20 protein-coding genes are annotated in these 23,452 nt (G+C 57.6%); 9 read left to right on the top strand and 11 right to left on the bottom strand.

What is annotated here, in order from left to right:
• Nucleotides 1-82: 82 nt before the first annotated feature.
• On the bottom strand, nucleotides 83-541 hold the full coding sequence (locus AC13C0_RS05130; protein WP_482954036.1) for an ATPase: 459 nt from the start codon (nucleotides 539-541) through the stop codon (nucleotides 83-85).
• Between the two features lie 128 nt (nucleotides 542-669).
• On the opposite strand from AC13C0_RS05130, the gene AC13C0_RS05125 reads away from it, so the two are divergent.
• Complete coding sequence (locus tag AC13C0_RS05125) at nucleotides 670-1,737, top strand: beta-N-acetylglucosaminidase domain-containing protein (protein WP_482954035.1); 1,068 nt, start codon at nucleotides 670-672, stop codon at nucleotides 1,735-1,737.
• 32 nt (nucleotides 1,738-1,769) lie between these two features.
• Here the strand turns inward: AC13C0_RS05125 and AC13C0_RS05120 are convergent, their stop codons facing one another.
• Together AC13C0_RS05120 and AC13C0_RS05115 are read right to left on the bottom strand one after the other, a co-directional pair.
• The gene (locus AC13C0_RS05120; RefSeq protein ID WP_482954034.1) at nucleotides 1,770-2,774 is read right to left on the bottom strand and encodes a ChaN family lipoprotein; all 1,005 of its coding nucleotides are present in this window, start codon (nucleotides 2,772-2,774) and stop codon (nucleotides 1,770-1,772) included.
• Nucleotides 2,775-2,799: 25 nt separating this feature from the next.
• A complete protein-coding gene (locus AC13C0_RS05115) occupies nucleotides 2,800-2,979 on the bottom strand; it encodes a CopG family transcriptional regulator (RefSeq protein ID WP_117618570.1) in 180 nt (59 codons plus the stop codon).
• 112 nt (nucleotides 2,980-3,091) lie between these two features.
• On the opposite strand from AC13C0_RS05115, the gene dauA reads away from it, so the two are divergent.
• Nucleotides 3,092-4,843 (top strand): C4-dicarboxylic acid transporter DauA, encoded by a 1,752-nt coding sequence (dauA, locus tag AC13C0_RS05110; protein WP_482954033.1) that lies wholly within the window; start codon nucleotides 3,092-3,094, stop codon nucleotides 4,841-4,843.
• 71 nt (nucleotides 4,844-4,914) lie between these two features.
• Nucleotides 4,915-6,861 (top strand): CASTOR/POLLUX-related putative ion channel, encoded by a 1,947-nt coding sequence (locus AC13C0_RS05105; RefSeq protein WP_482954032.1) that lies wholly within the window; start codon nucleotides 4,915-4,917, stop codon nucleotides 6,859-6,861.
• 7 nt (nucleotides 6,862-6,868) lie between these two features.
• Here the strand turns inward: AC13C0_RS05105 and AC13C0_RS05100 are convergent, their stop codons facing one another.
• From AC13C0_RS05100 to AC13C0_RS05090, 3 genes are read right to left on the bottom strand one after another with little or no spacing between them, the layout of a single operon-like run.
• The gene (locus tag AC13C0_RS05100; RefSeq protein WP_117618567.1) at nucleotides 6,869-7,258 is read right to left on the bottom strand and encodes a CBS domain-containing protein; all 390 of its coding nucleotides are present in this window, start codon (nucleotides 7,256-7,258) and stop codon (nucleotides 6,869-6,871) included.
• Nucleotides 7,245-7,622 (bottom strand): transcriptional regulator, encoded by a 378-nt coding sequence (locus AC13C0_RS05095; RefSeq protein WP_117618566.1) that lies wholly within the window; start codon nucleotides 7,620-7,622, stop codon nucleotides 7,245-7,247. Before AC13C0_RS05095 ends, AC13C0_RS05100 begins: the two co-directional genes overlap by 14 nt.
• Complete coding sequence (locus AC13C0_RS05090; RefSeq protein ID WP_117618565.1) at nucleotides 7,619-9,112, bottom strand: DUF1538 domain-containing protein; 1,494 nt, start codon at nucleotides 9,110-9,112, stop codon at nucleotides 7,619-7,621. Before AC13C0_RS05090 ends, AC13C0_RS05095 begins: the two co-directional genes overlap by 4 nt.
• A 279-nt stretch (nucleotides 9,113-9,391) precedes the next feature.
• Between AC13C0_RS05090 and AC13C0_RS05085 the strand changes: the two genes are divergently transcribed.
• From AC13C0_RS05085 to AC13C0_RS05065, 5 genes are all read left to right on the top strand, one after another.
• A complete protein-coding gene (locus AC13C0_RS05085) occupies nucleotides 9,392-10,984 on the top strand; it encodes an isocitrate lyase (RefSeq protein ID WP_117618564.1) in 1,593 nt (530 codons plus the stop codon).
• Between the two features lie 374 nt (nucleotides 10,985-11,358).
• The gene (locus AC13C0_RS05080) at nucleotides 11,359-12,420 is read left to right on the top strand and encodes a hypothetical protein (protein WP_482954031.1); all 1,062 of its coding nucleotides are present in this window, start codon (nucleotides 11,359-11,361) and stop codon (nucleotides 12,418-12,420) included.
• A gap of 59 nt (nucleotides 12,421-12,479) precedes the next feature.
• Nucleotides 12,480-12,830, top strand: a complete 351-nt coding sequence (locus AC13C0_RS05075; RefSeq protein WP_117618562.1) for a hypothetical protein — start codon at nucleotides 12,480-12,482, stop codon at nucleotides 12,828-12,830.
• A 12-nt stretch (nucleotides 12,831-12,842) separates the two neighbouring features.
• The gene (locus tag AC13C0_RS05070; RefSeq protein WP_117618561.1) at nucleotides 12,843-13,535 is read left to right on the top strand and encodes a C39 family peptidase; all 693 of its coding nucleotides are present in this window, start codon (nucleotides 12,843-12,845) and stop codon (nucleotides 13,533-13,535) included.
• 17 nt (nucleotides 13,536-13,552) lie between these two features.
• Nucleotides 13,553-14,032: a hypothetical protein gene (locus AC13C0_RS05065; RefSeq protein WP_227539252.1), complete on the top strand. Its 480-nt coding sequence runs from the start codon at nucleotides 13,553-13,555 to the stop codon at nucleotides 14,030-14,032.
• A gap of 47 nt (nucleotides 14,033-14,079) precedes the next feature.
• Here the strand turns inward: AC13C0_RS05065 and AC13C0_RS05060 are convergent, their stop codons facing one another.
• Complete coding sequence (locus AC13C0_RS05060; protein ID WP_117618560.1) at nucleotides 14,080-15,153, bottom strand: transporter family protein; 1,074 nt, start codon at nucleotides 15,151-15,153, stop codon at nucleotides 14,080-14,082.
• Nucleotides 15,154-15,165: 12 nt separating this feature from the next.
• Complete coding sequence (locus AC13C0_RS05055) at nucleotides 15,166-16,542, bottom strand: sigma-54 dependent transcriptional regulator (protein ID WP_117618559.1); 1,377 nt, start codon at nucleotides 16,540-16,542, stop codon at nucleotides 15,166-15,168.
• A 380-nt stretch (nucleotides 16,543-16,922) separates the two neighbouring features.
• Between AC13C0_RS05055 and senA the strand changes: the two genes are divergently transcribed.
• Nucleotides 16,923-18,314: a selenoneine synthase SenA gene (gene senA / locus AC13C0_RS05050; protein ID WP_341580744.1), complete on the top strand. Its 1,392-nt coding sequence runs from the start codon at nucleotides 16,923-16,925 to the stop codon at nucleotides 18,312-18,314.
• Between the two features lie 2 nt (nucleotides 18,315-18,316).
• Here senA and AC13C0_RS05045 read toward each other — a convergent pair whose 3' ends face one another.
• From AC13C0_RS05045 to AC13C0_RS05035, 3 genes are all read right to left on the bottom strand, one after another.
• Nucleotides 18,317-19,891, bottom strand: coding sequence for a cation:proton antiporter domain-containing protein (locus tag AC13C0_RS05045; protein ID WP_482954030.1), 1,575 nt, complete (start codon nucleotides 19,889-19,891; stop codon nucleotides 18,317-18,319).
• Between the two features lie 109 nt (nucleotides 19,892-20,000).
• A complete protein-coding gene (locus tag AC13C0_RS05040) occupies nucleotides 20,001-20,939 on the bottom strand; it encodes an alpha/beta fold hydrolase (protein ID WP_117618556.1) in 939 nt (312 codons plus the stop codon).
• Between the two features lie 184 nt (nucleotides 20,940-21,123).
• Complete coding sequence (locus AC13C0_RS05035) at nucleotides 21,124-23,265, bottom strand: TonB-dependent receptor family protein (protein ID WP_117618555.1); 2,142 nt, start codon at nucleotides 23,263-23,265, stop codon at nucleotides 21,124-21,126.
• Between the last annotated feature and the right edge of the window lie 187 nt (nucleotides 23,266-23,452).

The following is a 23,452-nucleotide window of genomic DNA, read 5'->3' as shown; positions in this document are numbered from 1 at the left end:
TTAATACTAGTTCACGTTAGCAATTATCGTTAACAAACGAAATCAAAAACCGCCGGTCGTACGACCTTGGTCGTAACGCGGATCAGATATCTTCCATCCGGCTAATCTGGCTGGCGAGGCGCATGGCTTCGTGCTCCTCCAGGGCCAGCAGATCCTCCAGAAGTGCCTTGGCCTCTGGGATTTCGGCCTTTCCGATCAAAGACTCATAGAGGTCCATTACCTGGTCGTGGAACTGAAAGACCTCCCTGGCGATGTCTTTGAATGCCATGCCGGCATAATGGGTATCCGAAGCCTGGCTGGCCTTGATCGGTTTATGGTTCAGGTAATCATAGAGGCGGGTTTTCATCGCCTTCGGATCGGCCTGCTTTTCGAACTCGCTCACGGCTCTTTCCAGCAGACTTTCATGGCTGGACAGATAATCCAGGAGGGCGCTGGCTCGCTCGTCCTTGTTCAGGCTGGCTGAATCGTGCAGGCATCTGGCCAGGTACGCGTGTAGCTGGCGGGTCCAGTCGATCAGATCCTCGAAGGTTTTTATTTCCATCGCATTGCTCCTGATTGGAATGATCATGTTTTTTATAGTTGGCAATAATGGTCAGTCTAGTCAAAATTGTGGTCTGAGGGGTACATGATTTGAGAACCCGGGAACCAGCTGGAATGGGGTGTATAGCCATGACAACGACATTGGGAGTCATCGAGGGATTCTACGGCCCCGTGTGGACCTGGCAGGAGCGCCGACAGCTGGTCCAGACCCTGGCGCCCCACGGATATGGTTTTTATCTGTACGCCCCGAAAGCCGACGCCTTCCTTCGCCGCAAATGGCAGCAGGCGCATCCGCCCGCCATGGCCTCGGAGCTGGCGGAGTTTGCCCGGTTTTGCCGGCGCGAAGGTGTGCGTTTCGGGGTAGGCCTGAGCCCGCTCGAAATCTTCAACCGGTTTGATGACGATGCCCGCGTGGCCCTGGCGGAAAAGCTTTCGTTGCTGGAGAGCATGGGTATCGATGAGCTGGCCATCCTGTTTGATGACATGCGGGCGGATACGCCGGATCTTGCCGGTACCCAGGTGGAGATCGTGCACTGGATTCGCGAGCGCACAACCATCAAGCGTTTGAGCGTCTGCCCCAGTTATTATTCCGACGATCCAGTTCTGGACCGGGTGTTCGGCGAACGCCCGGCGGATTACCTGGAAACCCTGGGTCGCAGGCTGGACCATTCAATCAATATATTCTGGACCGGCGAGGAGGTCTGTTCCCGGGAAATTTCCCCCGGGCACCTGAAACGGGTCGGGGATCTGCTCGGGCGCAAGCCGGTACTCTGGGACAATTACCCGGTCAATGACGGCGACCGGATGTCACAACATTTGCACCTGCGCGCCTTTACCGGAAGACCGGCAGCCAACGCTGCCCACCTGGCCGGCCATGGCATCAATCCGGCCCTGCAACCAACCCTGACCGCCATCCCGGCGATCACGCTCGCGGAGTCCTACCGTCTGGGGCCTTCTTACCAGTATGGTCAGGCGTTTCGCCATGTGGCACGGGAAGTGCTCGGGAGGGAGCTGGCGGCACAGATCCACGCCGATTTACTGGTGCTGCAGGATGCCGGCCTGGGCCGGATCAGTGATGAAAAGCGGCAGAGCCTCCAGCATACCTACGACGCCTTTGATCACCCCGCCGCCACTGAGATCCTGCGCTGGCTGGCCGGGGAGTACCAGGTGACGGACGAAATGGTGGCGACCCAGTAAGCCTGCCCGCTATCCTGAACGCCGGTCGTTCGTCAGTCGCAGGTTTTTCTGGCGGAGCGCTGGAAACGGGCCGTCATGGCTTCGCGTTCGCGCTCCGGGTCCTTGAATTCGTCGGGCAGTGGCTGGATAAAGTAGAGGAAGTCACCTTTTGATCGATTCTGTTCCAGGGGAGGCTTACTGTTCGTTGCCGGCCAGAACACCGGGCTGATAACGGCAACAGAAAGCGCCGGCGCCCGCTGTTTCAGCAATGCTACGATTCCCAGCCCGCCTTCACTGTGGAAAGTGCCGGTCAGGTGCAGCACCTGATATCCCGGAAATGCGGCCCTGGCCTCGAGAATGCGTGCCGCCATGGTGTTATCCCGGAGCAACTGGGCTTTGTAGGTGTTCTCCATGCGTTCGTTCATGGTGCTGTCGCTACGGTGGCTTGCGCCAATGGCATCAGCGAACTTCTCACGGTAAGCGGGGGTGTCCGTGAATGGATCAGGGGGCAGTGCTTGCCGGATACTCCTGGAAACCTGATCGAGATAGGAAGGCCCCTTGCGGCCGACACAGCGAACAACATCCGCCGGCGCATTCGCAGCAATGACCGGCAGATTCTGCTGGCGCGCAAATGCCACCACGGGGCGGTAGGAGGCCCGGTAATTGTCCCAGGCGCCGGCATCCTCAATCATTTCTGTTTCCCCGGTTTTACCCTGCAGGTACCGGTCCAGTTCAGGCTGATGGTCCAGGTTGAACTGCTCCATAGACAGGATCTGCCTGGGCTCTTGTCGAAAGAGTGCCATCTGAAGCCGGGATTGCAGCAAATGCGAGCCATGGTGCCCGTGATATTCGCCTACGATCACGACATCCGTTTCAGCGAGGCGCCGGGCCAGTTGCTCCGGAGTGAGGGCGGCGCCGCTTTCCGGCTCAACGACCCGGGCGTCGTACTGGGTTTGCGGTATGGTCAGACCTTTCGGGCTGCTGGAGGAGGGCATGGCGGTGCATCCGTTCAGAACAAACAGGACGGAGAGTAACAGGGCCGGCGCGAGAGGTTTCATGACAATCAATAGGCTCCGGCTTTCATCAGGATCTGTTTTTGCGATCTTCGCGCCAGTCTGGCCCCAGCCTTTCCTCCACGTATTCCCGGATAAACTGGCGGACTTTTTGGGAGGGCGTTACATCCTCCTGCTTGCAGAGTTCTTCAAAGGCGGCCTTTTTTTCCGGGTCGATCAATAATGTCAGACGGGCAGTGCGGTTTTCCATGGGGTACTCATTTCTCTGTGAAATGCTCGTTATATGTTAATCAGATTAACATTGAATGTGGATGTGGTGAGCATATAATCTAACCCGACGTGTTGCAATAAACGAGACTTTCATGCCCCACCGCGCGCACCTGTTTTCCCTCCGGCTGGCCCATGCCCTTCGCGAATCCTGTCTGGATGAACGCTACAGCGGCCGCCGGTTCCTGCGTGATCTTTTGGCCGGTGTCACGGTGGGGATCATTGCCATCCCACTGGCCATGGCTCTGGCAATCGCCAGTGGTGTTGCGCCCCAGTACGGGCTTTACACCGCCATCATTGCCGGTTTTGTGATTGCCCTGACCGGAGGCAGTCGTTTCAGTATATCCGGCCCCACCGCTGCCTTTGTGGTCATTTTATACCCGATTGCCCAGACCTACGGGCTGGGAGGCTTGCTGCTGGCAACCCTGATGTCGGGGGTGTTGCTGATGATTATGGCTTTGATGCGACTGGGCCGGTTTATTGAGTACATTCCCGAATCGGTAACCCTGGGGTTTACTGGTGGCATTGCGGTGGTGATCGCCACCCTTCAGGTCCGGGACTTTTTTGGCCTGCCGGTTGGCGATATGCCTGAGCACTACTGGGACAAGCTGGCGGTGCTGGCCAGCGCACTGCCGGAACTGGATGGGATGAGTACTCTGGTGGCCGGCGTAACCCTTGCGGTGATGCTGCTCTGGCCGAGACTGAAAACCCCCGTGCCGCCGCACCTCCCGGCTGTCATTGTCGGTAGCTTGCTTGCCCTGTGGTTCAATGCCAGCGGCGCATCCATCGAAACCATCGGCTCAAGGTTCAGCTATCTGATGCCCGATGGCAGTATGGGGGCGGGTATTCCGCCGTTTTTGCCCGAGTTCGCCTGGCCGTGGCGGCAGATGGGCGCTTCCGGCGAACCGATCGGACTGTCCTGGACCCTGGTCCGGGAACTGCTGCCGGCGGCCTTCGCCATCGCCATGCTCGGTGCCATCGAGTCCCTGCTGTGCGCGGTGGTACTCGATGGCATGACCGGTAAGCGCCACAGTGCCAACAGTGAGTTGATGGGGCAGGGTCTGGGGAACATTATTGTCCCGTTTTTCGGCGGCATTACCGCCACGGCTGCCATTGCACGCTCCGCGGCCAACTACCGGGCCGGTGCCGAGTCCCCGGTATCGGCAATGATTCACTCTCTGGTGGTTCTGCTGGCGCTGGTCTCGCTGGCTGGCCTGTTGGCTTTTCTGCCCATGCCGGCCATGGCAGCGCTGCTGGTGATGGTGGCCTGGAATATGAGCGAGGCGCCCAAATCCGTGCATCTTCTGAAAACAGCGCCACGTAGCGATATCCTTGTTTTCCTCACCTGCTTTTGGCTTACGGTGTTGCTGGATATGGTGATCGCGATCACCACCGGGGTTTTGCTGGCGGCGGTTCTCTTCATGCGTGAAATGGCCCAGATGACCAAGGTGACGGACATCACGCTGAACAGACGGGTTGCTGACTCTGGCCTGCCTGACGGCTGGCAGGTGTTCAAAATCAACGGGCCACTGTTCTTTGCGGCCGCCGACCGGATTTTCGGGGAGCTGGCAGAACTGTCCCGGGAGGCCCGCGGGTTTATCCTGTATATGGACGGCGTCACTATTCTTGATGCCGGGGGCCTGTCTGCCCTGAACAAGCTGATTGACACCTGCGAGCAGGACGGCACGCAGATTGTCATTGCCGATCTCCAGTTCCAGCCGCTGAGGACCCTGGCTCGCGCTGGTGTGACGCCGGTGTCCGGCGTCAGCCGCTATACTTCCTCCCTGGAAGAAGCCTTGCGTCTGATCAGTAACCCCGCTTCTGAATCTGATCAGCCCTCCGGATAAAACGTTGATTCTTAAAGTCCCCGGATAGTTTACCCTTAGGCATTGAAAACGCTCTGGACAAGAGGAATGCCATGCTGCCTTTCCGGCTGATCGACCGCCTGAAATTTATTGTGGAACGCCAACTGGTCAAGGGGGCGGGGTTTCAGCTCCTGGTCGTTGGTGTGTTTATCGGCCTGATCTCTCTGGTCGGCGGCCTGCTGGTGGTGTCTCAGGGCGGGGAATTGGAGGACCCGGGCTCGGCCATCTGGTGGGCGTTCCTGCGACTGACCGATCCCGGTTATCTGGGTGACGATGTGGGTACCTGGCAGCGGTTTGTCTCAACCCTGCTGACCATCAGTGGCTATGTCGTGTTCATGGGTACGCTGGTGGCGATCCTGACTCGGTGGTTGATTGCCAAAATGGCAGAGCTCGAGCGTGGGCTTACCCCGGTAACCCTGAAAAATCATGTGGTGGTACTGGGGTGGACCAGCCAGACCCTGCCGCTGCTGTCGGAATTGCTGGGCTCCAGCGGCCGAGTACGCCGGTTCCTGGAAAAGCACGCTACCCAGAGGCTGAATCTGGTTGTGCTGTCAGAAGAAGCATCGGCACAGCAGGTTCACGAATTGCGAAACGAGCCCGGCATTGGCCGACGAGCCCGGCAGATCATTCTGCGCTCCGGGTCGGCTATCCAGCCGGATGCACTTCATCGGGTGGCTTGTCTGGACGCCGCGGCGGTGATTGTGCCCAGCGCGACCCACGAGGCGGGCAGTCTGGTGACATCGGACGTGGAAACAGTCAAGGCGCTGCTCTCCATCGCCGCGCAGGCAAGGTATCTGCAGGCTTCGTTGCCGTTCGTGGTGGCAGAGATCCAGGATGTACGGAAGCTGCCGGTGATTGAGCGGGCCTATCCAGGGGCGGTGGAAGTGGTTGCCGGCGATGCCACCATTAGCCGGTTGATGGTTCAGAATATCCTTCACCCGGGGCTGTCGGAAATCTTTAACGAGTTGCTTACCGCCGGTGACGGTAATGAAATCTATATCCGGGGTGGCGAGTCGGTGGCTGGGCTGACGCTTGGAGAGCTGGCTTCGGCACGGCCTGAAGTTATTGTGCTGGGATTGCTGAGGCGCGGGGTGGTTGGCTGGGAGGTGTGCTTGCTGGCGCCGTCCGACACGCGGATCGACACGGAAGACCGGGTGGTGATGATGGCCCGGGATTACGTCGAGACCGAACCCGATCCGAAAAAGCCGGCAATGCCGGCAATTGCCAGGGGCGAGGCGGCCCGCGTGGCACGCCCGCCGGATCAGAACAACCACCGTGTGCTGGTCCTTGGCTGGAATCGGCGGGTTCCGAGCCTGGTGGCTGAGTTTGAAAGTTACGGCCATCGCAGCTTCGAGCTGGACCTTGTTTCCGTGGTGCCAAAAGGCGAGCGGGAACAGGCCATTGCCCGGTATGTTGAAGGCCACGGCCGGGTGGCCTGTGGCCATATCGAGGCGGACTACATGGTGGAGGGGGAGCTCCGCCGGGTTCAGCCGGCGGGCTACGACACAATAATCCTGCTCAGTAGCGACCGGCTGGCATCGGGGGAAGAAGCGGATGCCCGGGCCATGGTGGGGTATCTCCAGCTTGAGGACATCCTGGCCGAGTCCCCAAGGCGGCCCCAGTTGATTATGGAACTGAGCGATCCGGACAACCGGCACCTGTTGTACGGGCACCAGAGTGAAATGCTGATCAGCCCGATGATTCTGAGTCACGTCCTGGCCCAGGTCGCCTTGAGGCGGGAACTCCGGGTGGTTCTGGATGAGCTGTTCACCGTCGGCGGGGCCGAAATCCAGTTCCGGGATCCCGCGGATTACCCGTTGCCAGCCAGCGCCACGTTCCAGGTTCTGGAGAAGACGGTGGCGGCGGAAGGTGAGCTGGCTCTGGGTATCTTCCGGCACAAGCAGAATGAGCGTGGACGCCACCTCCAACTGAATCCGCCCCGCAAGGACTATCTTGAGCTACAGCCTGGTGACCGGCTGGTGGTGCTGTGCCTGACCTGAACGGTTTTCAGTCGATGCTTTCGAGCAGGGCGGCCATAATGTCATCCATCACCACAAAGCCTTTCAGGTCATTGTCCGCCAGCACCAGAAGGCGCTTCACTCGATACATACTCATCAGACTTGCCGCATGCCGGACATTCAGGCTCTCACCGACACTGATGACAGGTTTGGCGCAGGCGTCGTAAACATTCAGAAGGTCAATGTCGCCGTCTTCCGCAATCACGGTTTTCAGCACGTTGGTATAGGTGATCAATCCCCAGGCATCGTGTTCGCTCTGTTTCTCCACCACCAGTGATTTCACCGAGTGCCTCTTCATCAGAGAGAGCGCCTCACGGATGGTGGCAAACGGAGTAATGGTGATAATGTCCCGGACCATCACATCTTTAACCAGTTTCATCGTTGTTCTCCGGATACAGTGAACATTTCAGGTGTTGTTCGAATTTCTCGACCTGTGACAAATCGATCCCACCCAGGTGTTCCACGGGGAGGGTGAACACAAGTCCCTGTGAATCGGTGTGGTCTGGCATGAGAATTTTCTGGATAGATTTCAGAATATCAAGTGAAAGGCCCTTCTCCAGTACCATCAGCAAAACGCTCTGGCTGCCGTCGTAGGTCAGCCCGAAGAACGTCTTCCTGGCGGTGTTACTGATGCCCCGGCCCGACAGCACCGTTATGCCCCCGGCGCCCAGGTCTCTTGCCGCATCAACACAGTTCTGCTCCTGATCCTCGGGAACAATGGCAACCAGTACGGAAAATTTCATGGCTCTGTTTTCCTTTGCTTTGCAAGCATTTCAACAATAATGGCATAGCTCATCACCGTAACAATCGGAAAGATCGACGCGAAGGCAATCAGGCCAAAACCGTCGATCAGTACGTTACGGCCCTCTATGCTGCTCGCCAGGCCGATGCCCAGTGCGGTCACCAGGGGCACGGTGACCTCGGAGGTGGTGACGCCACCGAGATCATAGGCCAGGGGAATGATGTACCTCGGTGCCAGCGCGGTCAGGAAGATGACCAGAATATAGCCGCCGATGATGTAATGGTGAATCGAATCGCCACTGATAATCCGGTGTACTCCGAGGGTTATGCCCACGGCCACCCCGACCGCCACGATGATCCTGATGGCGTTGCCATTGATGGTTCCGGCCGCCGCCTGTTCCGCCTGGTGTCCGATAGCGATCAGCGCAGGTTCGGCCATGGTGGTGGCAAAACCGATCATGAACGCAAAGAGGTAGACGAAGGCGAAACCCTCCATGCTCATCAACTGCTCGGCCATGCTGGTGCCGATGGGAAACAGGCCAAGCTTCAGGCCGACAACGAAGGCATAGAGCCCCAGGACAACCAGTGTAAATCCGGACAGAATCCTGCGGGGATTGGTCAGCCCCCGGCGCAAGACCAGGTACTGGAAGAACAGGATGGTGATAATGATCGGAAGCACATCCCGAACCATTTCAGCCAGGTCCAGCAACATCGCGAGCAGAACCGGAGCGTCCTCCACATTTGTATTGGCAACCAGAGCCGGCAAAACGGACGGATCCGCGGTTTCCCCGGAATACACAACAATCCCGTACAACTGAACGGTGATCATGGGCACCATGGCAGCAAGCGCAACCAGTCCGAACCCGTCCATTAGCGGATTGCGCCCGCGGATGGAGGCGGCAAGACCAATGCCCAGGGCCGCAATCAGGGGAACGGTGACGATATTGGTGGTCACGCCGCCGGAATCGTAAGCGAGGCCGACAATCTCCGGAGGCGCAAACCAGGTGATTATCACAACCACGATATAACCAATGATCATGAACCAGTGCAGCGGATAACCAAAGATGGTTCTGAACACACCGACGGCAACCACCAGCCCGACGGAGACGGCGACCAGGATTCTCAGGGTCAGGGCCCTGACCTTGCCTTCGCTGATTTCCTCGGCCTGCTGGGCTACGGCAATCAGCGCGGGTTCTGCGACCACCGCCGAAAAGCCCATCGCGAAACCGAACGACAGCAGAACAGGAACCGAGCCCTTGCGGGCAAACTGGTTGGACAGACTCTTTCCGACCGGGAAAATGCTTAATTCAAGGCCCTGGAGGAACAGGGCAACCCCCACGGCCACGATCAGCAACCCCAACGCCATCGCGAATGTGTTTTCCGGAACCTGCTGGAGAATCACGAGCTGGAAAAAGAGAACGACGGCCAGGATCGGAAAGAGATTCTTCAGAGCATGCAGAAGGGAATGACTGAAAGCTCGCAGATAGAACACGGTTTGCGCCTGACGGGTTTCCGGTGGGAAGTGCTCATTGGCAACAGTAACAATAGTGACGGTTGTGGTGTTGATTCAACTCAAGGCCTGGTCTTTTTATTCATTCACCAAAAAAATGCCGAAAATAGATCATATAAATTTCAATTATAAATTTGAAACCACTAAAGTAACCCTCAACGTCAGCGCTTCGCTCAAAAAGTGAGCAGGTTGTTGGCTTCGGAAGTTGCTGTACGCTTCTCCGCATCGACTTAGAAAACCAACGTAGAAAGGATTGAGACCATGCCCTACGCACAAGACGTTGACCAGATCGCTTCCCTTTTGAAGCAGCACCCGACCTGGAACGCTATCAACCCGAAGCACGCCGCTCGCATGCGCGCACAGAACAAGTTCAAGACCGGTCTGGATATCGCGAAGTACACCGCCAAGATCATGCGCGAAGACATGGCGAACTACGACAATGACACTTCCCAGTACACCCAGTCCCTGGGCTGCTGGCACGGCTTTATCGGCCAGCAGAAGATGCTGTCCATCAAGAAGCACTTCGGTACCACCAAGCGTCGTTACCTGTACCTCTCGGGCTGGATGGTTGCTGCTCTGCGTTCCGAGTTCGGCCCGCTGCCGGATCAGTCCATGCATGAGAAGACCGCCGTATCCGGCCTGATTGAAGAGCTGTACACCTTCCTGCGCCAAGCCGATGCCTGGGAACTGAACCACCTGTTCCGTGCCCTGGAAGAAGCCGAGAACGCCGGCGACAACGCCAAGGCTGACGAGCTGATCAGGCAGATCGATAACCACGAAACTCATGTTGTGCCGATCATTGCCGACATCGACGCCGGTTTCGGTAACGCCGAAGCGACCTACCTGCTGGCCAAGCAGATGATCGAAGCGGGTGCCTGCTGCATCCAGATCGAGAACCAGGTGTCTGATGAGAAGCAGTGTGGTCACCAGGACGGCAAGGTTACCGTTCCGCACGCCGACTTCCTCTCCAAGATCAACGCCGTGCGTCTGGCGTTCCTCGAGCTCGGTGTTGATGACGGTGTTATCGTTGCCCGTACTGACTCCCTGGGCGCGGGCCTGACCCAGAAAATCGCCGTGACCAACGAGCCGGGCGATCTGGGTGACCAGTACAACAGCTTCATCGACGGTGAGGTTATCGAGAAGGCCGAAGACATCAACAACGGCGACGTTGTGATCAAGCAGAACGGCCAGCTGGTTCGTCCGAAGCGTCTGGCCTCTGGCCTGTTCCAGTTCAAGCCGGGCACCGGCGAAGACCGTGTTGTGCTGGATTGCATCACCAGCCTGCAGAACGGTGCCGACCTGCTGTGGATCGAAACCGAGAAGCCGCACGTTGGCCAGATCGCGGCCATGGTTAACCGCATCAAGGAAGTGGTGCCCGACGCCAAGCTGGTGTACAACAACAGCCCGTCCTTCAACTGGACCCTGAACTTCCGTCAGCAGGTATTCGACGCATGGAAGGAAGAAGGCAAGGATGTATCGGCCTACGAGCGCGCCAAGCTGATGAACGAAGAGTATGACAACACCGAGCTGGGTCAGCTGGCTGACGAATGGTGCCGTAACTTCCAGCGTGACGGATCACGTGAAGCGGGTATCTTCCACCACCTGATCACGCTGCCGACATACCACACCGCGGCCCTGTCTACCGACAACCTGGCCAAGGGCTATTTCGGTGACGAAGGCATGCTGGCCTACGTTGCCGGTGTACAGCGCAAGGAAATCCGTCAGGGCATCGCCACCGTCAAGCACCAGGATATGGCGGGTTCCAACATCGGTGACGACCACAAGGAATTCTTCGCCGGTGAAGCGGCCCTGAAAGCCGGTGGTAAAGACAACACCATGAACCAGTTCGGTTAATCGAAGGCTCAGGTGTTGCTGAAGCGGGCTTGAATGCTCGCTTCAAGCCCGAAACCCCGCCCGTTGCGGGGTTTTGTTTTTTTGACACTGTCGTTTAGGTGTATGTGTCTGAAACCACGGCATAAACCTCGGTTTCGATGTTTTCCACGCGCCCTGCCTGTTTCATCCCTGAAACAGTTCTCCATCCCCGCGAAAGCTTCCCGTTCACGCAATAAAAATAAAAAGCCTTTAGAAATATTGGCTTAGGTATTTTTTTTTAATTCTGGCACGAGAATCGCTCCATTTCTCTGGCGGGTCTGGACCTTGGCTTACCTGAAGGCTAGCGGGTTGGGTCGGATCCCTTAAAAGCCAATAATCGAAAAGGAAGCGATATTATGAATACCAAAAAAAGTTTGCTAGCAGCTGCCATCGCAATGAGTCTGGGTGTTTCCGGTTTTGCCTATGCGGACCAGGGGGGTGACGGAGATCCGAACACCAATGCGGATAATACCTCCACGGCCAATAATGACCAATCCGGCAATACCGACTCAGGTAACAACAACTCCACCAATACCGACAATTCGGATAACTCGGATAACTCGGATAACTCGGACAGCTCGGACAACAGCACCGACGTGGCCGACTCGTTCAAGATCGCTGACAGCGGCAATACCGATAATTCGGATGCCTCCGATAACTCTGATAACTCCGATAACTCGGACAATTCGGATAACAGCACCGACGTGGCCGACTCGTTCAAGATCGCTGACAGTGGCAATACCGATAATTCGGATGCCTCCGATAACTCCGATAACTCCGATAACTCGGACAATTCGGATAACAGCACCGACGTGGCCGACTCGTTCAAGATCGCTGACAGCGGCAATGACATGTCGGATAACTCTGACAATTCGGACAACTCTGATAATTCCGACAACAGCGACAATTCGGATAATTCAGATAACTCCGACAACAGCACCAGCGTGAACGATTCGTTCAAGATCGCTGACAGTGGCAACGATAACTCGGATAATTCCGACAATTCGGACAACTCGGATAATTCGGACAACTCCGACAACTCCGACAACTCCACCAACGTTGCCGATAGTGGAAATGACAGCTCCGACAATTCCACCAACGTTGCGGACAGCGGAAACACCACTGTGTCTGACAGTGGCAATGATAGTTCCGATAACTCCCTGGCCCTGGATCTGGATGTGTTCCTGAATAGCGCCGATCTGAACGGCACCGTATCGGGTACTGCAACCACATACGGTAGTGCCAACGCTGACGGCTCCTACACCATAGTTCGCAACAGCAACGAAATCTCCGGTGGCTCAGCGAACTTCAACGGCGTCGGGGCATTTGCCCAGAACGCAGGTAATGGCAGCGTTACACAGGCTAATGTCAGTGTAATGTCCAACCTGTCCACCGGTAGCGGTGGCGGCACCCAATAAGGAATCCAGGTCGCACCTGCCTGTAGCGGGTGCGGCCCGGTTATTCCGGGAGAACTGCCATGGGTCGTGTCATCAGATGGAAACTGAAGGCTGCCTTGCTGGCGTTAATGTTCGGGGCAACGGGATTTGTATCGGCCGAGGAGTGGATGGAGGCCACGCCATTGTCGGCAGATCAGTTGGCGGATTCAAGCGGTCGCCAGGGAGTCCCGATGCAGTGGCAGATTAACGATAACCAGCAAAATGCGAATGTGTCCGATAACCTGCTGTCGGGTAATGTTGTCACTGGTAATAACAGTATTTCCGACAACGCGTTCGGTAACATGAGCGGGGTTGCCACGGTTATCCAGAACACCGGTAACCAGGTGGTCATTCAGGACAGTACCCAAATCAACATACTGATTAACCGCTGACGGAGGTGGGCCATGGCCAGAAAGGTTCTTGTTGCGATCTGCGCGAGTGCCGGGCTGCTATGGTCCACTGCCTTCGCCGGCTCGGTCACGGTGCCGGGTATTGGTGGTGATTTCTGGCTAAAGGTAAACAGTTTCGAGAACCGCCGGTTTGACAGCGTCATGCGCCAGCAATACGACTTCAGTTGCGGCTCCGCAGCTGTTGCTTCGTTGTTGTCCTTTCACTACGAAGACCAGGTCACAGAACACGATGTCTTTATCGAAATGCTTGCGTTGGCGGATGAAAAGAAGGTGCGCCGGGAAGGTTTCTCCATGCTCGATATGAAGCACTATCTGGAGTCCAGAGGGTACAAGGCCGATGGTTTCCGTATGCCGTTGACCGGCCTCAGGGAGAAGGTGCGCTTACCCACGATTGTGTTGTTGAACATTGATGGCTTCCGGCATTTTGTTCTGATCAAGGGGATCAGTGACGATGAAGTCCTGGTGGGGGATCCGGCCCGGGGGCTGAAGGTGTATTCCTACGCACAATTCAGCGAATACTGGAACGGCACCGCCTTTGTTATCCGCAGCCATCTCAAAGAAGGGCGAGAGGGCTTTCTCGGCGACGGACATTGGCCTCAAGTGGCGAGGGCGCCGACACAGACAGGTCTGGAAGGTCCTTCTCTCGGGCACACACTGCCCTACTGGCCCTCCTCAAGGGAATGGTGACGATCATGATGGTCCGGATGCCAGTTCTAGCTTTGTTGGTTAGTTCCTTTACCACGTTAACGCCGTCTGTTCATGCAGAGCTGACACTTGGTGTTGAGTCCCTGAGCGATCTGGAACTGTCTGAATACCGGGGTGGCTTCCTGATGGACAGCCTGGAAATCAGTATTGGTCTGGAGCAGATCGTCGGAATAAACGGTGACACCCTGGTGATCAATCGTTTGACCATTCCCAATCTTAATCAGACCGTAAACGGCGGTTTGGTGGACAGTCAAATGGAAACAGTAGTCGAGGTTATCAGCGCGAACCGGAGTGGCGGCGCTCGGGTATCCAGTAATATGGCGGGGCCCAACGGCTGGATGACCGTCGTTCAGAACAGCCTTGATAGCACTGTGATACAGAATATGCATCAACTGAACATCGAGCTGAACAATGTCGGTGCCGGAAATCAGTTCCCGGCACGGCTCAGTGATCAGTTGGTCCAGTTGCTTGGCCGCTGACCGGCTATCCAGCTTGTCCGCCTAGCAGCCTTAAGTCCGACAGGTTGCTAGAGACTGATGGGAAGCTTCAGGGTAATTTCGCTGTTGGGCGCATTTTCCGTAACTCCTATACTCACCGTCAGGCTCAGACTTGTGGCGCGCGTCAGGCGCTGGGATAAGCCGAACGATAGTGACCCGATCTGTATACGATCAAAGTTGGCGGCAAACAGATCGTTATTCCTCTCGAACGTTGTTTTCCGGATGATCGAGTGGTCATAGCCCAGGCTAAAGGACGTGCGGTCGTTAAAGGCAAACCCCATTCCGAAGCCGAAACGCACAATGTCGCCGGGGTCGACCGTGCCCCCGTTTTCGAAGCCCTGCTCCTCTTTGAGAGTCCAGACATAACTCAGGTTTCCGAATAGCACGGCTGGGTCCGACGGGTAGATGAATGAGAGACCTGGTTCGAACGCCCAGAAACCGGTGCCCGTGGGGCGATCACCGAGCTCGACGCCGATGGGAGTGCCATCATCGCCCTCGATTACCCGTCGCTCGACGTCATAAGGGCCCTCTCCGGTTGGCGCTTTCACCCGCATTGCGCCAATAATGTATGGCCAGCCGCCCAAGCCATCGGTTAGCTGGTAACGAACCGAGAGTTCAACATCACCGAGGCCTTCGCCTGAGGACTCGCGCAGAGTATCCACCGGTGTGCCCTTGAAAATCTCACGTTCTCTCAAGTCCTCACTGATACTGAGGTAGGGTACACGAACCGCCGCTTCAAGCTTACTGGTGAAGCCGTACTTGAGTGACATCGCGCCGACGAAAATATCGCGCTGGATTTCCGAAATATTGATCAGCCCGATGAGCAGGGCAGGTATCACCGTGTAACCTTCCACCGCAACCGCCGTTGAGTTGCTGTACGCATGGGAGAAGGAGGGCTCGATCGTGAAGCGGCCCGGGCGGGTGACAATGCCCCGGTCAGCAGTTATTGATGCAATATCGGTAGCCGAGTTGTCGTTCGGCTCTGTGTGGCCAGCCGTGCCAGTGGATACCGGTGTGCTATCCCTGTCGACCTGTGCGGCCGCGGCAAGCATGGGAGCAGCCAGGGTGAGTACCGGGATGATCCAGCGTGTTTTTTTATGCATGGGGAATCTCCTTCAGTTATTCTTCGGTGGCCGGGTGTGGGCACCGTGGGGGAACTGGTGTTTGTCCATCAGCCGGTATAACGAAACCCTTGAAATGTTCAGCAGCCTTGCGGCTGCCGACACGTTGTTGTGTGCAAGTGCGAGACTTATCGAGATCGCCTGGCGATCCGCCCGGGATCGGAAAGCGTCGAGGGACAGTTCCTGGCTCCGGTGTTGGTTTTCTGAGGGAGGAACGGCAAAGCCCATATCCTCCGCTTCGATTCGGGGGCCGTCACCCAGCAACAGGGCCTGACGCAACCGGTTTTGCAGTTCCCTGAGATTGCCCGGCCAGGGGTGTTCGGCAAGGCAGATAATGGCGGCGTCACTGAGGTGCCGAGGACCCTCGGCCGAGGGTGTGGCCGAGAGTATCCGGTTGGCTAGCATGGGAATATCTTCCTTCCGCTCCCGCAGCGGCGGCAAAAGCACATGCAGACTTCCAAGCCGGTAAAACACATCACTCCGGAAAGCCCCGGTCTTCACCAGCTGTTCGAGCGGTCTCGTGCTGCTGGCGATGAGCCGTGTGTCGACGCTGATGGAATGACTGGAACCCAGGCGCTCTATCAGGCCCTCCTGGAGGAAACGCAAAATCGCCGATTGCTGTTCCGGGTAGAGCTCATCCACGCCAATAAGTAGCAGGGTGCCGCCATTGGCCGCTTCAAATCTGCCTTTCTGGGCACTCATGGCATGGGTAAACGCGCCTTTTTCATGACCGAAGAGTTCGTTCTGGGTGAGGGAGCGGGGTAAAGCGGCGCAGTTCACGGCGACCAGCGGCTTGTTCCTCCGTAACGAGTGGTCATGAATAAAGCTGGCAGCCGCTTCCTTACCGGTTCCGTTCTCACCATAGATAAGCACCGGTTCTTCGGTGCGGGCGAATTTCTGCAACAACACCCTGACCTGCTGGATCGCCGGGGACTCACCCTCAAGGGCAAATTCTTGATAGCTACCGGATTTCGTCCGTGAGGCCTTCTCCTGCAGTTCCGACATGCCCCACAGGTGGCCGAGGATGGCATTGAGCCGGTCTGGCTGAAGTGGCAGTGTGTGGTAGTCCTTGCAATAGCGATTTATCAGCGCACAGATATCGGGGTTCTGAATCTGGTGAGACTCCAGCGTGGCGACCCAGTGCTGGACGGGGATGGCGTCCAGCCATTCGGGCAGGCGAGCCAGTTGATCCCCTGTCAGTGAACCAAGATCAAACACGCCGACTCTGGCGCCTGAGTCAGGTGTCATTTCCGTGAGCGACCGGCCTGATAGGGAGACATGAATCAGCTGCCAGTCCCTGAACACTGGCTCGCTGGCTGTGAAAACCGGGTACACCGCCGACAACCAAACGAGCGGTCGCTTTTCCTGCATGGCGATTCTCCTGAGAACTTGCCGGGAAAACGAACTGCACAACGTTCAGTAAATGCTGGTAATACCGGAACTGCTCGATCCGGTCACTGCCCTGTGACCGCATACGGCTTGGGGAAACAGGCGAAACTCCTGCTGGCAGACATTCAGGTTGTATGCCAGTTTAAACACTTGCAGTCGTTTCAGCGGGTTAGAAACGGGGGATTTTGTCACAGTACGTTTTCTGTAAAGTCTGCCGACACAGTCTGTAAACCGGGGGAGAGTGCGAGTAAAGGATGTGGGTGCCACAGTGAGTGTCAGGGGCTTGTTAACGGAGGTGTTGTTGACTGGCTGGGATACTGATATGCAGGTACTTGATGAGGTTGAGATGAGTGAGGCGAAACATGACGACGATTGACCGAACGGATCAGGCCAGAGCGGAACTGCTGGATCAGCTTGAGTGGACACGGAAACGTACGGAAAGCCTGGTGTGCTCTCTGCCCGAGAAGCTGCTGGATGTGCCCTGGCATCCGGGGGTGAATCCGCCGCTGTGGGAAATGGGCCATGCCGCTTTTTTCTACGAGGTGTTCGTGTTCAACCTGCTCGATGGCACGCCCAGTTTTGACCCGTCCATGGACGATCTCTGGGATTCCTTCCATGTTGAGCACCGCGACCGCTGGAACCGGGACCTGTTTCCCGGGCGCGAGAAAACCCTTGAATACTTCAACACTGTTTACGATCAGGTGGCTGAGCGAATAAAGGCGCAGCCCCTGACCGACCAGGCGCTGTACCTTTACCGCTACGCGGTCTATCACCAGAACATGCATGTTGAGTCACTGATCTGGTGCCGGCAGACGGTTGGCTATCCGGCACCTCCGGGAACGGATCTGTACCGGCCAGCGCCGGGTGTTCAGCATGATGGCGATGCCTTGATTCCTGCGGGGGAATGGTTAATCGGCATGCCCGGTGATTCGGAGCGCTACGCCCGGGAGGATTTTGCCTTCGATAATGAGAAACCCCGGTTTACTGTAAAACTGGACCCGTTTGCCATTTCAAAGTGTCTGGTCAGTAATCGCCGGTTCCTGGAGTTTGTTGAGGATGGCGGCTACCGGCGGCCCGAACTCTGGTCGTTCGGCGGGCGGAAATGGCTGCAGACCGAATCCGATGTTGCCCTGGTTCATGGCAGTGACGAACCCCTGCTTCGTGTTCCCCGCCACCCGCTGTACTGGCGCTGGCACGATGGCCAGTGGCAGGAGCGGGTGTTTGATCGCTGGCAGCCCCTGAACCCGGATGCACCGGTTACCCATGTGACGTTCTGGGAGGCTGAAGCCTGGTGCCGGTGGGCGGGGCGTCGTTTGCCCACGGAGTTTGAATGGGAGGTGGCCGCCCTTGGTAATCGCCCGGGCAAGCCGTTCCGGCGTTTTCCCTGGGGCAACACGGCGCCGGATGAGCAACGCGCTGATTTGAATGGCCGTGCCATGGCACAGAATCCGGTGTTTGATTTCCCGGCCGGCGACAGCCCCTTTGGCTGCCGCCAGATGACGGGCACGGTCTGGCAGTGGACCAGCAGCCAGTTCTTCCCCTACGACGGCTTCAGGGTGGATATGTACCCGTTCATGTCGACCCTGCAGTTCGGTGATCACAAGGTGACCCGCGGGGGCGGTTGCGCCACCTCCTCCTGCCTGATTCGCGGCACCTATCGCCAGGCTTACCTGCCGGTGCGCAACGACGTCTATACCGGGTTTCGCACCTGCGCGCTTGACGATGAGTCGCCACGTGGCCGCCCTGGGTGTTGAGGCTACACGGATTTGCCGACAATCAGGGAGGGTTTCGCGGGTGTCCTGTCCATCAGGTGGCTGGCCAGGGCGACACCGGTCTCGCTCATGGTCAGGTAGGCCTCGTCGGCGCCGGCTTCCTGAATCTGTCTTGCTTCATCTTGGTACATGGTGTGAGCCACGATAAAGCCCTTGAAACCCATCGTTCTGAGCGTGCGCGCAGCAATCAGTTTGCCCTCGATGTCGCCCATGGCCAGGATCACCGATTCAATGGCGGGCATGTGCAGACCGTTCCAGAAGGAGGCATCCTCGGCGTCCGCGAAGACCACGTTACGCCCTTCCTTCTGGTGCTGGGCGGCCTTTGCCGGATCGGAATCCAGGCCCATCAGTTTCGGCTGCTTCTCCCTCAGCCAATCGTAGGCAGCGGTGCCCGTTCTCCCCATTCCCATGATCAGGACCCGCGTATCGCCCAGCGACAGGGGCTGTTCATCCGGATGGTGTTTGCTGCCCTCATAGCGGCTGAGGCCATGGGCGAAACGCTCGTAAAGCGTGTGGGAGAAGCGGTTGAGAGGCGCGGAAAAGACAAACGAGAGCGATACCGAAATCGCCAGCGGAACCAGCCATTGGGGCAGCGCAACGCTCGCTACAATCAGCCCGAACTCGCTGTAGTTGGTCAGGGCCAGTGAGCTAAGGAAGCCGCTTCGGGCCCGCAACCGGAACGCCAGCAGCAGGAAAAAGAACAGGGTACCTTTGAGCGGCAGCACCAGGCCAGCGATGACCGCGAACAGGAGGGCCTCCCCATCGGGCAGGCCGCCAATGCCAATCTGAAGGAAGAACCCCACCAGAAAAACCTCTTTTACACTCCAGAGCGACTTGGAGAGTTCCTGGGATCGCGGATGATTCGCCAGCATGGCACCGAACACCAGTGCCCCCAGCTCCGAGCTCAGGCCAACGGATTCGAAGCCCAGCCCGCCAATGACAAGTGCCAGCAAGAGCCCGAGCAGGACCAGCAGTTCGTCGTGGCCGCTGGCATCCAGCAGGCGGAACAGCACAGGGCGTAGCAGGGGCAGGCCAAAGATAATCAGTGCCCATTGCGAGGGCCTCTGCCCGGCGGCCACGCTCATCACGACCAGGGCGATAAGATCCTGCATGATCAGGATGCCAATGGCCACTCGGCCGTGAAAGGCTCGCAGCTCCCGCTTGGATTCCAGGACCTTGGCGGCCAGTACGGTAGATGAGAACGAGAGCGCGATGGCCAGCAGAAAGGCGGTCTTCCAGGACAGTTCCATCAGCAGATAGAGGCCCGGCGTAAAGATGGCGCAGGTGATCCCGAAATGCAGCAGGCTTCCACCAATCACCTCCGGGCTGACCACGGACCGGAGTTTCAGCTTGAGCCCCACCGTGAACAGCAGAAGCAATACACCCAGGTGCGCAATTCGCTCAAGGACGTCGGTCTCTTCGATCACGACGCCGGTTGTTTCGGCAATGCCGCTCAGAACAAAACCCGCGGCCAGGTAACCGACGAGAGGGGGGAGCCCCACAAGCTTGACCAGAAGGCCAAGACCAAAGGCAAAAGTTATCCAGATTGCTTCAGGCATGAGTGGTCAGTTCAGAGATCAAGGGTGCAATGCTTGCTAGGCTACCCTGTTTTCCCATGCCCTTGTAGTCGCTGAGGGCGGAATTCCATGACTTTTGCGGAAATCCGGTTTACTCCGCCGGCGGCCCGATAAATTGCCGGAACAGTTGTGCGGACTCCTCGGGGGCTTCCAGCATCGGCGCGTGGCCGATTCCCTCCATCACCTCCAGCCAGGCATCGGGTATCGCCGCCACAAAGATCTCACCGTTACGGTAGTTGATGACCCGGTCTTCCTTGCCCCAGACGACCAGTACCGGCGCCGTGATCCGGGTGATGGCATTGCGGAAATCTGCCCCGGAACCGGCATCGCGAATGGCGGCAAAGATGACCTCGTTGACCTCCCGGTTGGCGATGGCGCGCTCCTCCAGCACGCCCATAATGGGCCAGGGCACAAACGGTTTTTTCTCCAGTGCGAAGTCCATCAGGCGTTCAAAGTCACCGGGCTGTTTCGGAATCAGGGGGTTGTCACCGGCCTTAACCAGATCCACCAGTTCGCTCTCGTATTCCAGGATGCCGGCGGGACTGAACAGTACCGCTGATTGCACCTTGTCCGGATGATTGGCGGCGTAAAGCGCGGTAATCGCCCCGCCCATGGAGTTACCCATGACGTGTGCCTTATCAACCGACAGCGCGTCGAGGATGCGTGCGACATAACCGGCCTGATCTTCCAGGCGGTAGCCGATGTCGAGGGGCTTGCTGCTGTCACCATGCCCCGGCAGATCGATCGCATAGACATTGAAGTCGTCGGTCAGGTGGCCGGCCAGACGGGTCCAGTTGTCCTTGTTGGCCCCGAAGCCATGGATCATGACGATGGTGTCGCCTGCGCTCACTTCCTGGTTCCTGAGATAGGCGATGTCAAGGTTGCCCACTGCCACGCTCGCCGCCTCCAGACCCGCCGATGATCGTTCAAAATCAATCGCGGTCTGGTAGATGTCCTGACGAGAGCAGGCACTGAACAGCAGGGAAGCGGCCAGTATGATCAGCAGGTATACCGGTGACGGGCGGCGCATCGAAGGGACTCCTTTGGGCGATGTGGTCGGAACTTTGTGTCCGCAGTCTACCTTACTCTAGGGCCGGGAAATGGGAATTGCTTCCCCTGCCCGCACTAAAAAAAGACCCGGCCAACGGGCCGGGTCTCATCAGTGGGCCATTCACAGCGGGTTCGCCCGGAAACCAGGCCAACCCGGTCATTCGTCAGAAATTAACGCTTAACCCCAGTGAAGCGGTGCGCGGCAGGTTCGCCATGGCGCCATCGGGCAAACGTGAGACAATTTGCTGTTCATCGAACAGGTTGTCCACTTTCAGGAAGACATCGGCACTGGCGGTCAGTGCGTAGCGGCTGATGAAATCGACCAGGAACAGGGACTCGGTCTCGTCCAGTTTCGTGGCGGTGTTGTTGCATCCCGCGCTGACACACATCTCATCGACGTAGGTGGCCACAAGGTAGTTGTCCCAGCCACTCGGGTGTTCCATGCCTGTCCGGAAGCTCATCTGGTTTTCAGGTACGTCCTTGAGCTGCTCGCCTTTTTTCAGGCCCGAAGCGGCATTGTCCTTGCTGATTTCCGCCTGGGTAAAGGTGTAGGTAAGGCTGACCGGAAGGTAGAACTCGCCCGCCCGGGTGCCGGTCTGGAGCTGGAACTCAACACCGGAAATTTCAGCCTCGCCGGTTACAAAACTGCCAGAGGTTGCGCCATTGCTGCACGGCGAGCCCACGGAACAGTTTTCGGCCTTGTTGGAGAAGTCGCTGTAGAAGCCGATCATTTCCGCGAAGAACGCATTGCCAAAGTACCGGAGGCCGGCCTCCCAGTTCTTGCTGGTTTCCGGCTCTTCGTTTGCCGTGGCACCACCCCCGAGAGGGGAGAAACCCCGGTGCACGCCACCCAGAACCTGCCAGCTTTGGGACAGGTCATAGGTAAAGGAAGCGCCGGGCAGGAGTTCAGCACTGTCATTGGCGCGGGTGCTGTCGACGGTTGTGCGGCCGGGATCCGCGTATTGGGTGCGACCGGTTTTCACATCCTCGTAGCGCAGGGCGAGGTTAACGCTGAGCTTGTCCGTCGCCTGCCAGGTGTCGAGCGCCCAGAAGCTCAGGGCTTCGCCGGTCTCAAAGCGATTATTGCTGCCCGTGGGGGCGACAGTGTTCTGGAACACCAGAGAGCCGTTGACCTGGTCATAAACATCGACCGGCTGGAAACGATCCATTTCATCTTCGTGGTAGCGGGCGCCGAAATCAAACTGGTGGCTGCCCATGTCGACATCAAAGTTTACCTGCACGCCCTCGGACAGGTAGTCCCTGGCGTTGTTTTTGTAATCCAGGCCGCTGGCGTCAACTGTGCCGTCCAGAATACCCTGGGCATTGGCGTCGCCGCCGTTTGCCGAGTCGATGATGCTTCCGCCGCCGCTGAGCTTGAACCAGTTCCGCTTGAAGTCGTTGCGATAGAGGGTGGCCGTGCTGCTTACGGTATTACTCCAGTCGAACTGATGGGTCAGGCTGATACCGGAGTGGGTATTGTTCATCTGATCGATGCTGGACAACCCGTAACGCCGGTTCGGATCCTGGCTGAAGTCCGCATCGGTCAGGCCGAGGTAACTGGAGTTGGAGGTTTCTTCGGAGTATTGCAGCTTGGCGGTCACGCTCTGGCGCTCTCCCTGCCAGCGCAGCTTGCCGACATAGTCTTCGATATCAAAGCCGGTATCGCGGTTACTGCGGTCAATCTCCTTGAAGCCTTTCGCGGAGCGCTGGACGGTCTCAAGCAGGTAGCCCCAGTCGCCGGCCGTGTCACCATAGGTTACATGAACGTCGGTGGAGCCGCGGTCGTTGGTGACTGTCTCAACATAGCCCTGCCGCTGATCGGGAATGGGTGTGGAAATCAGGTTGATGACACCACCGGTGGTTTGCGGGCCATAGCGCAGCAGCGGGGCACCCTTGAGTACTTCCAGCGAGGACATGCGCTTCAGTGTCGGAAAATAATAGGCGGCCGGATTGGAGTAGGGCGCCGGTGCGATCAGAATGCCATCTTCCATCAGGGTAATATTACTGCTGCGCTCGGCCGTGGCGCCGCGGATGCCGATATTGGGGCGCAGGCCCAGGCCTTCTTCTTCCCGCACATAGACGCCCGGGACGGTTTTCAGTACCTGGTTGATGTCGGTCTCAACCTCGGTTTTCAACTGCTCCTCACCAACGACGTAGCCTGACCCTGGCAAGGTCTGGGCTGCGGACGCATCGCCAATGATTTCCATGGGTTCAAGCATCTGGGGCTGATCATCGCCGACTGCCCAACTGGCGCCCGGGGCAAGGCTGACAGCCACGGCCAGTGATAAGCGGGAAGGTTTAAACATGTGGTTAATCTCCATTACCATTTGTTTTTCGAAATGTAAGTGACAATCATTACCATTACGTTCGGGCGAAACTTTACGGTTCCGTAACTATAAAGTCAATAGTCAGTGCTTATGACGCAGGCAGGTGTCAGGTCAGGCGAAGAAATCCCCGGTCGGCCGGGGATTGAGAATAGGATCGGATCGGTCG

Source organism: Marinobacter sp. B-21 (assembly GCF_056857895.1).
Note: the sequence above shows the minus strand (reverse complement) of the source record. Positions and strands in the feature narration are given on the sequence as shown.

What these genes read in the sequence shown, in the direction of transcription:
- AC13C0_RS05130 (WP_482954036.1), bottom strand. Translation starts at nt 541, where the DNA reads ATGGAAATAAAAACCTTCGAGGATCTGATCGACTGGACCCGCCAGCTA.
- AC13C0_RS05125 (WP_482954035.1), top strand. Translation starts at nt 670, where the DNA reads ATGACAACGACATTGGGAGTCATCGAGGGATTCTACGGCCCCGTGTGG.
- AC13C0_RS05120 (WP_482954034.1), bottom strand. Translation starts at nt 2,774, where the DNA reads ATGAAACCTCTCGCGCCGGCCCTGTTACTCTCCGTCCTGTTTGTTCTG.
- AC13C0_RS05115 (WP_117618570.1), bottom strand. Translation starts at nt 2,979, where the DNA reads ATGGAAAACCGCACTGCCCGTCTGACATTATTGATCGACCCGGAAAAA.
- dauA (WP_482954033.1), top strand. Translation starts at nt 3,092, where the DNA reads ATGCCCCACCGCGCGCACCTGTTTTCCCTCCGGCTGGCCCATGCCCTT.
- AC13C0_RS05105 (WP_482954032.1), top strand. Translation starts at nt 4,915, where the DNA reads ATGCTGCCTTTCCGGCTGATCGACCGCCTGAAATTTATTGTGGAACGC.
- AC13C0_RS05100 (WP_117618567.1), bottom strand. Translation starts at nt 7,258, where the DNA reads ATGAAACTGGTTAAAGATGTGATGGTCCGGGACATTATCACCATTACT.
- AC13C0_RS05095 (WP_117618566.1), bottom strand. Translation starts at nt 7,622, where the DNA reads ATGAAATTTTCCGTACTGGTTGCCATTGTTCCCGAGGATCAGGAGCAG.
- AC13C0_RS05085 (WP_117618564.1), top strand. Translation starts at nt 9,392, where the DNA reads ATGCCCTACGCACAAGACGTTGACCAGATCGCTTCCCTTTTGAAGCAG.
- AC13C0_RS05080 (WP_482954031.1), top strand. Translation starts at nt 11,359, where the DNA reads ATGAATACCAAAAAAAGTTTGCTAGCAGCTGCCATCGCAATGAGTCTG.
- AC13C0_RS05075 (WP_117618562.1), top strand. Translation starts at nt 12,480, where the DNA reads ATGGGTCGTGTCATCAGATGGAAACTGAAGGCTGCCTTGCTGGCGTTA.
- AC13C0_RS05070 (WP_117618561.1), top strand. Translation starts at nt 12,843, where the DNA reads ATGGCCAGAAAGGTTCTTGTTGCGATCTGCGCGAGTGCCGGGCTGCTA.
- AC13C0_RS05065 (WP_227539252.1), top strand. Translation starts at nt 13,553, where the DNA reads ATGCCAGTTCTAGCTTTGTTGGTTAGTTCCTTTACCACGTTAACGCCG.
- AC13C0_RS05060 (WP_117618560.1), bottom strand. Translation starts at nt 15,153, where the DNA reads ATGCATAAAAAAACACGCTGGATCATCCCGGTACTCACCCTGGCTGCT.
- AC13C0_RS05055 (WP_117618559.1), bottom strand. Translation starts at nt 16,542, where the DNA reads ATGCAGGAAAAGCGACCGCTCGTTTGGTTGTCGGCGGTGTACCCGGTT.
- senA (WP_341580744.1), top strand. Translation starts at nt 16,923, where the DNA reads ATGACGACGATTGACCGAACGGATCAGGCCAGAGCGGAACTGCTGGAT.
- AC13C0_RS05045 (WP_482954030.1), bottom strand. Translation starts at nt 19,891, where the DNA reads ATGCCTGAAGCAATCTGGATAACTTTTGCCTTTGGTCTTGGCCTTCTG.
- AC13C0_RS05040 (WP_117618556.1), bottom strand. Translation starts at nt 20,939, where the DNA reads ATGCGCCGCCCGTCACCGGTATACCTGCTGATCATACTGGCCGCTTCC.
- AC13C0_RS05035 (WP_117618555.1), bottom strand. Translation starts at nt 23,265, where the DNA reads ATGTTTAAACCTTCCCGCTTATCACTGGCCGTGGCTGTCAGCCTTGCC.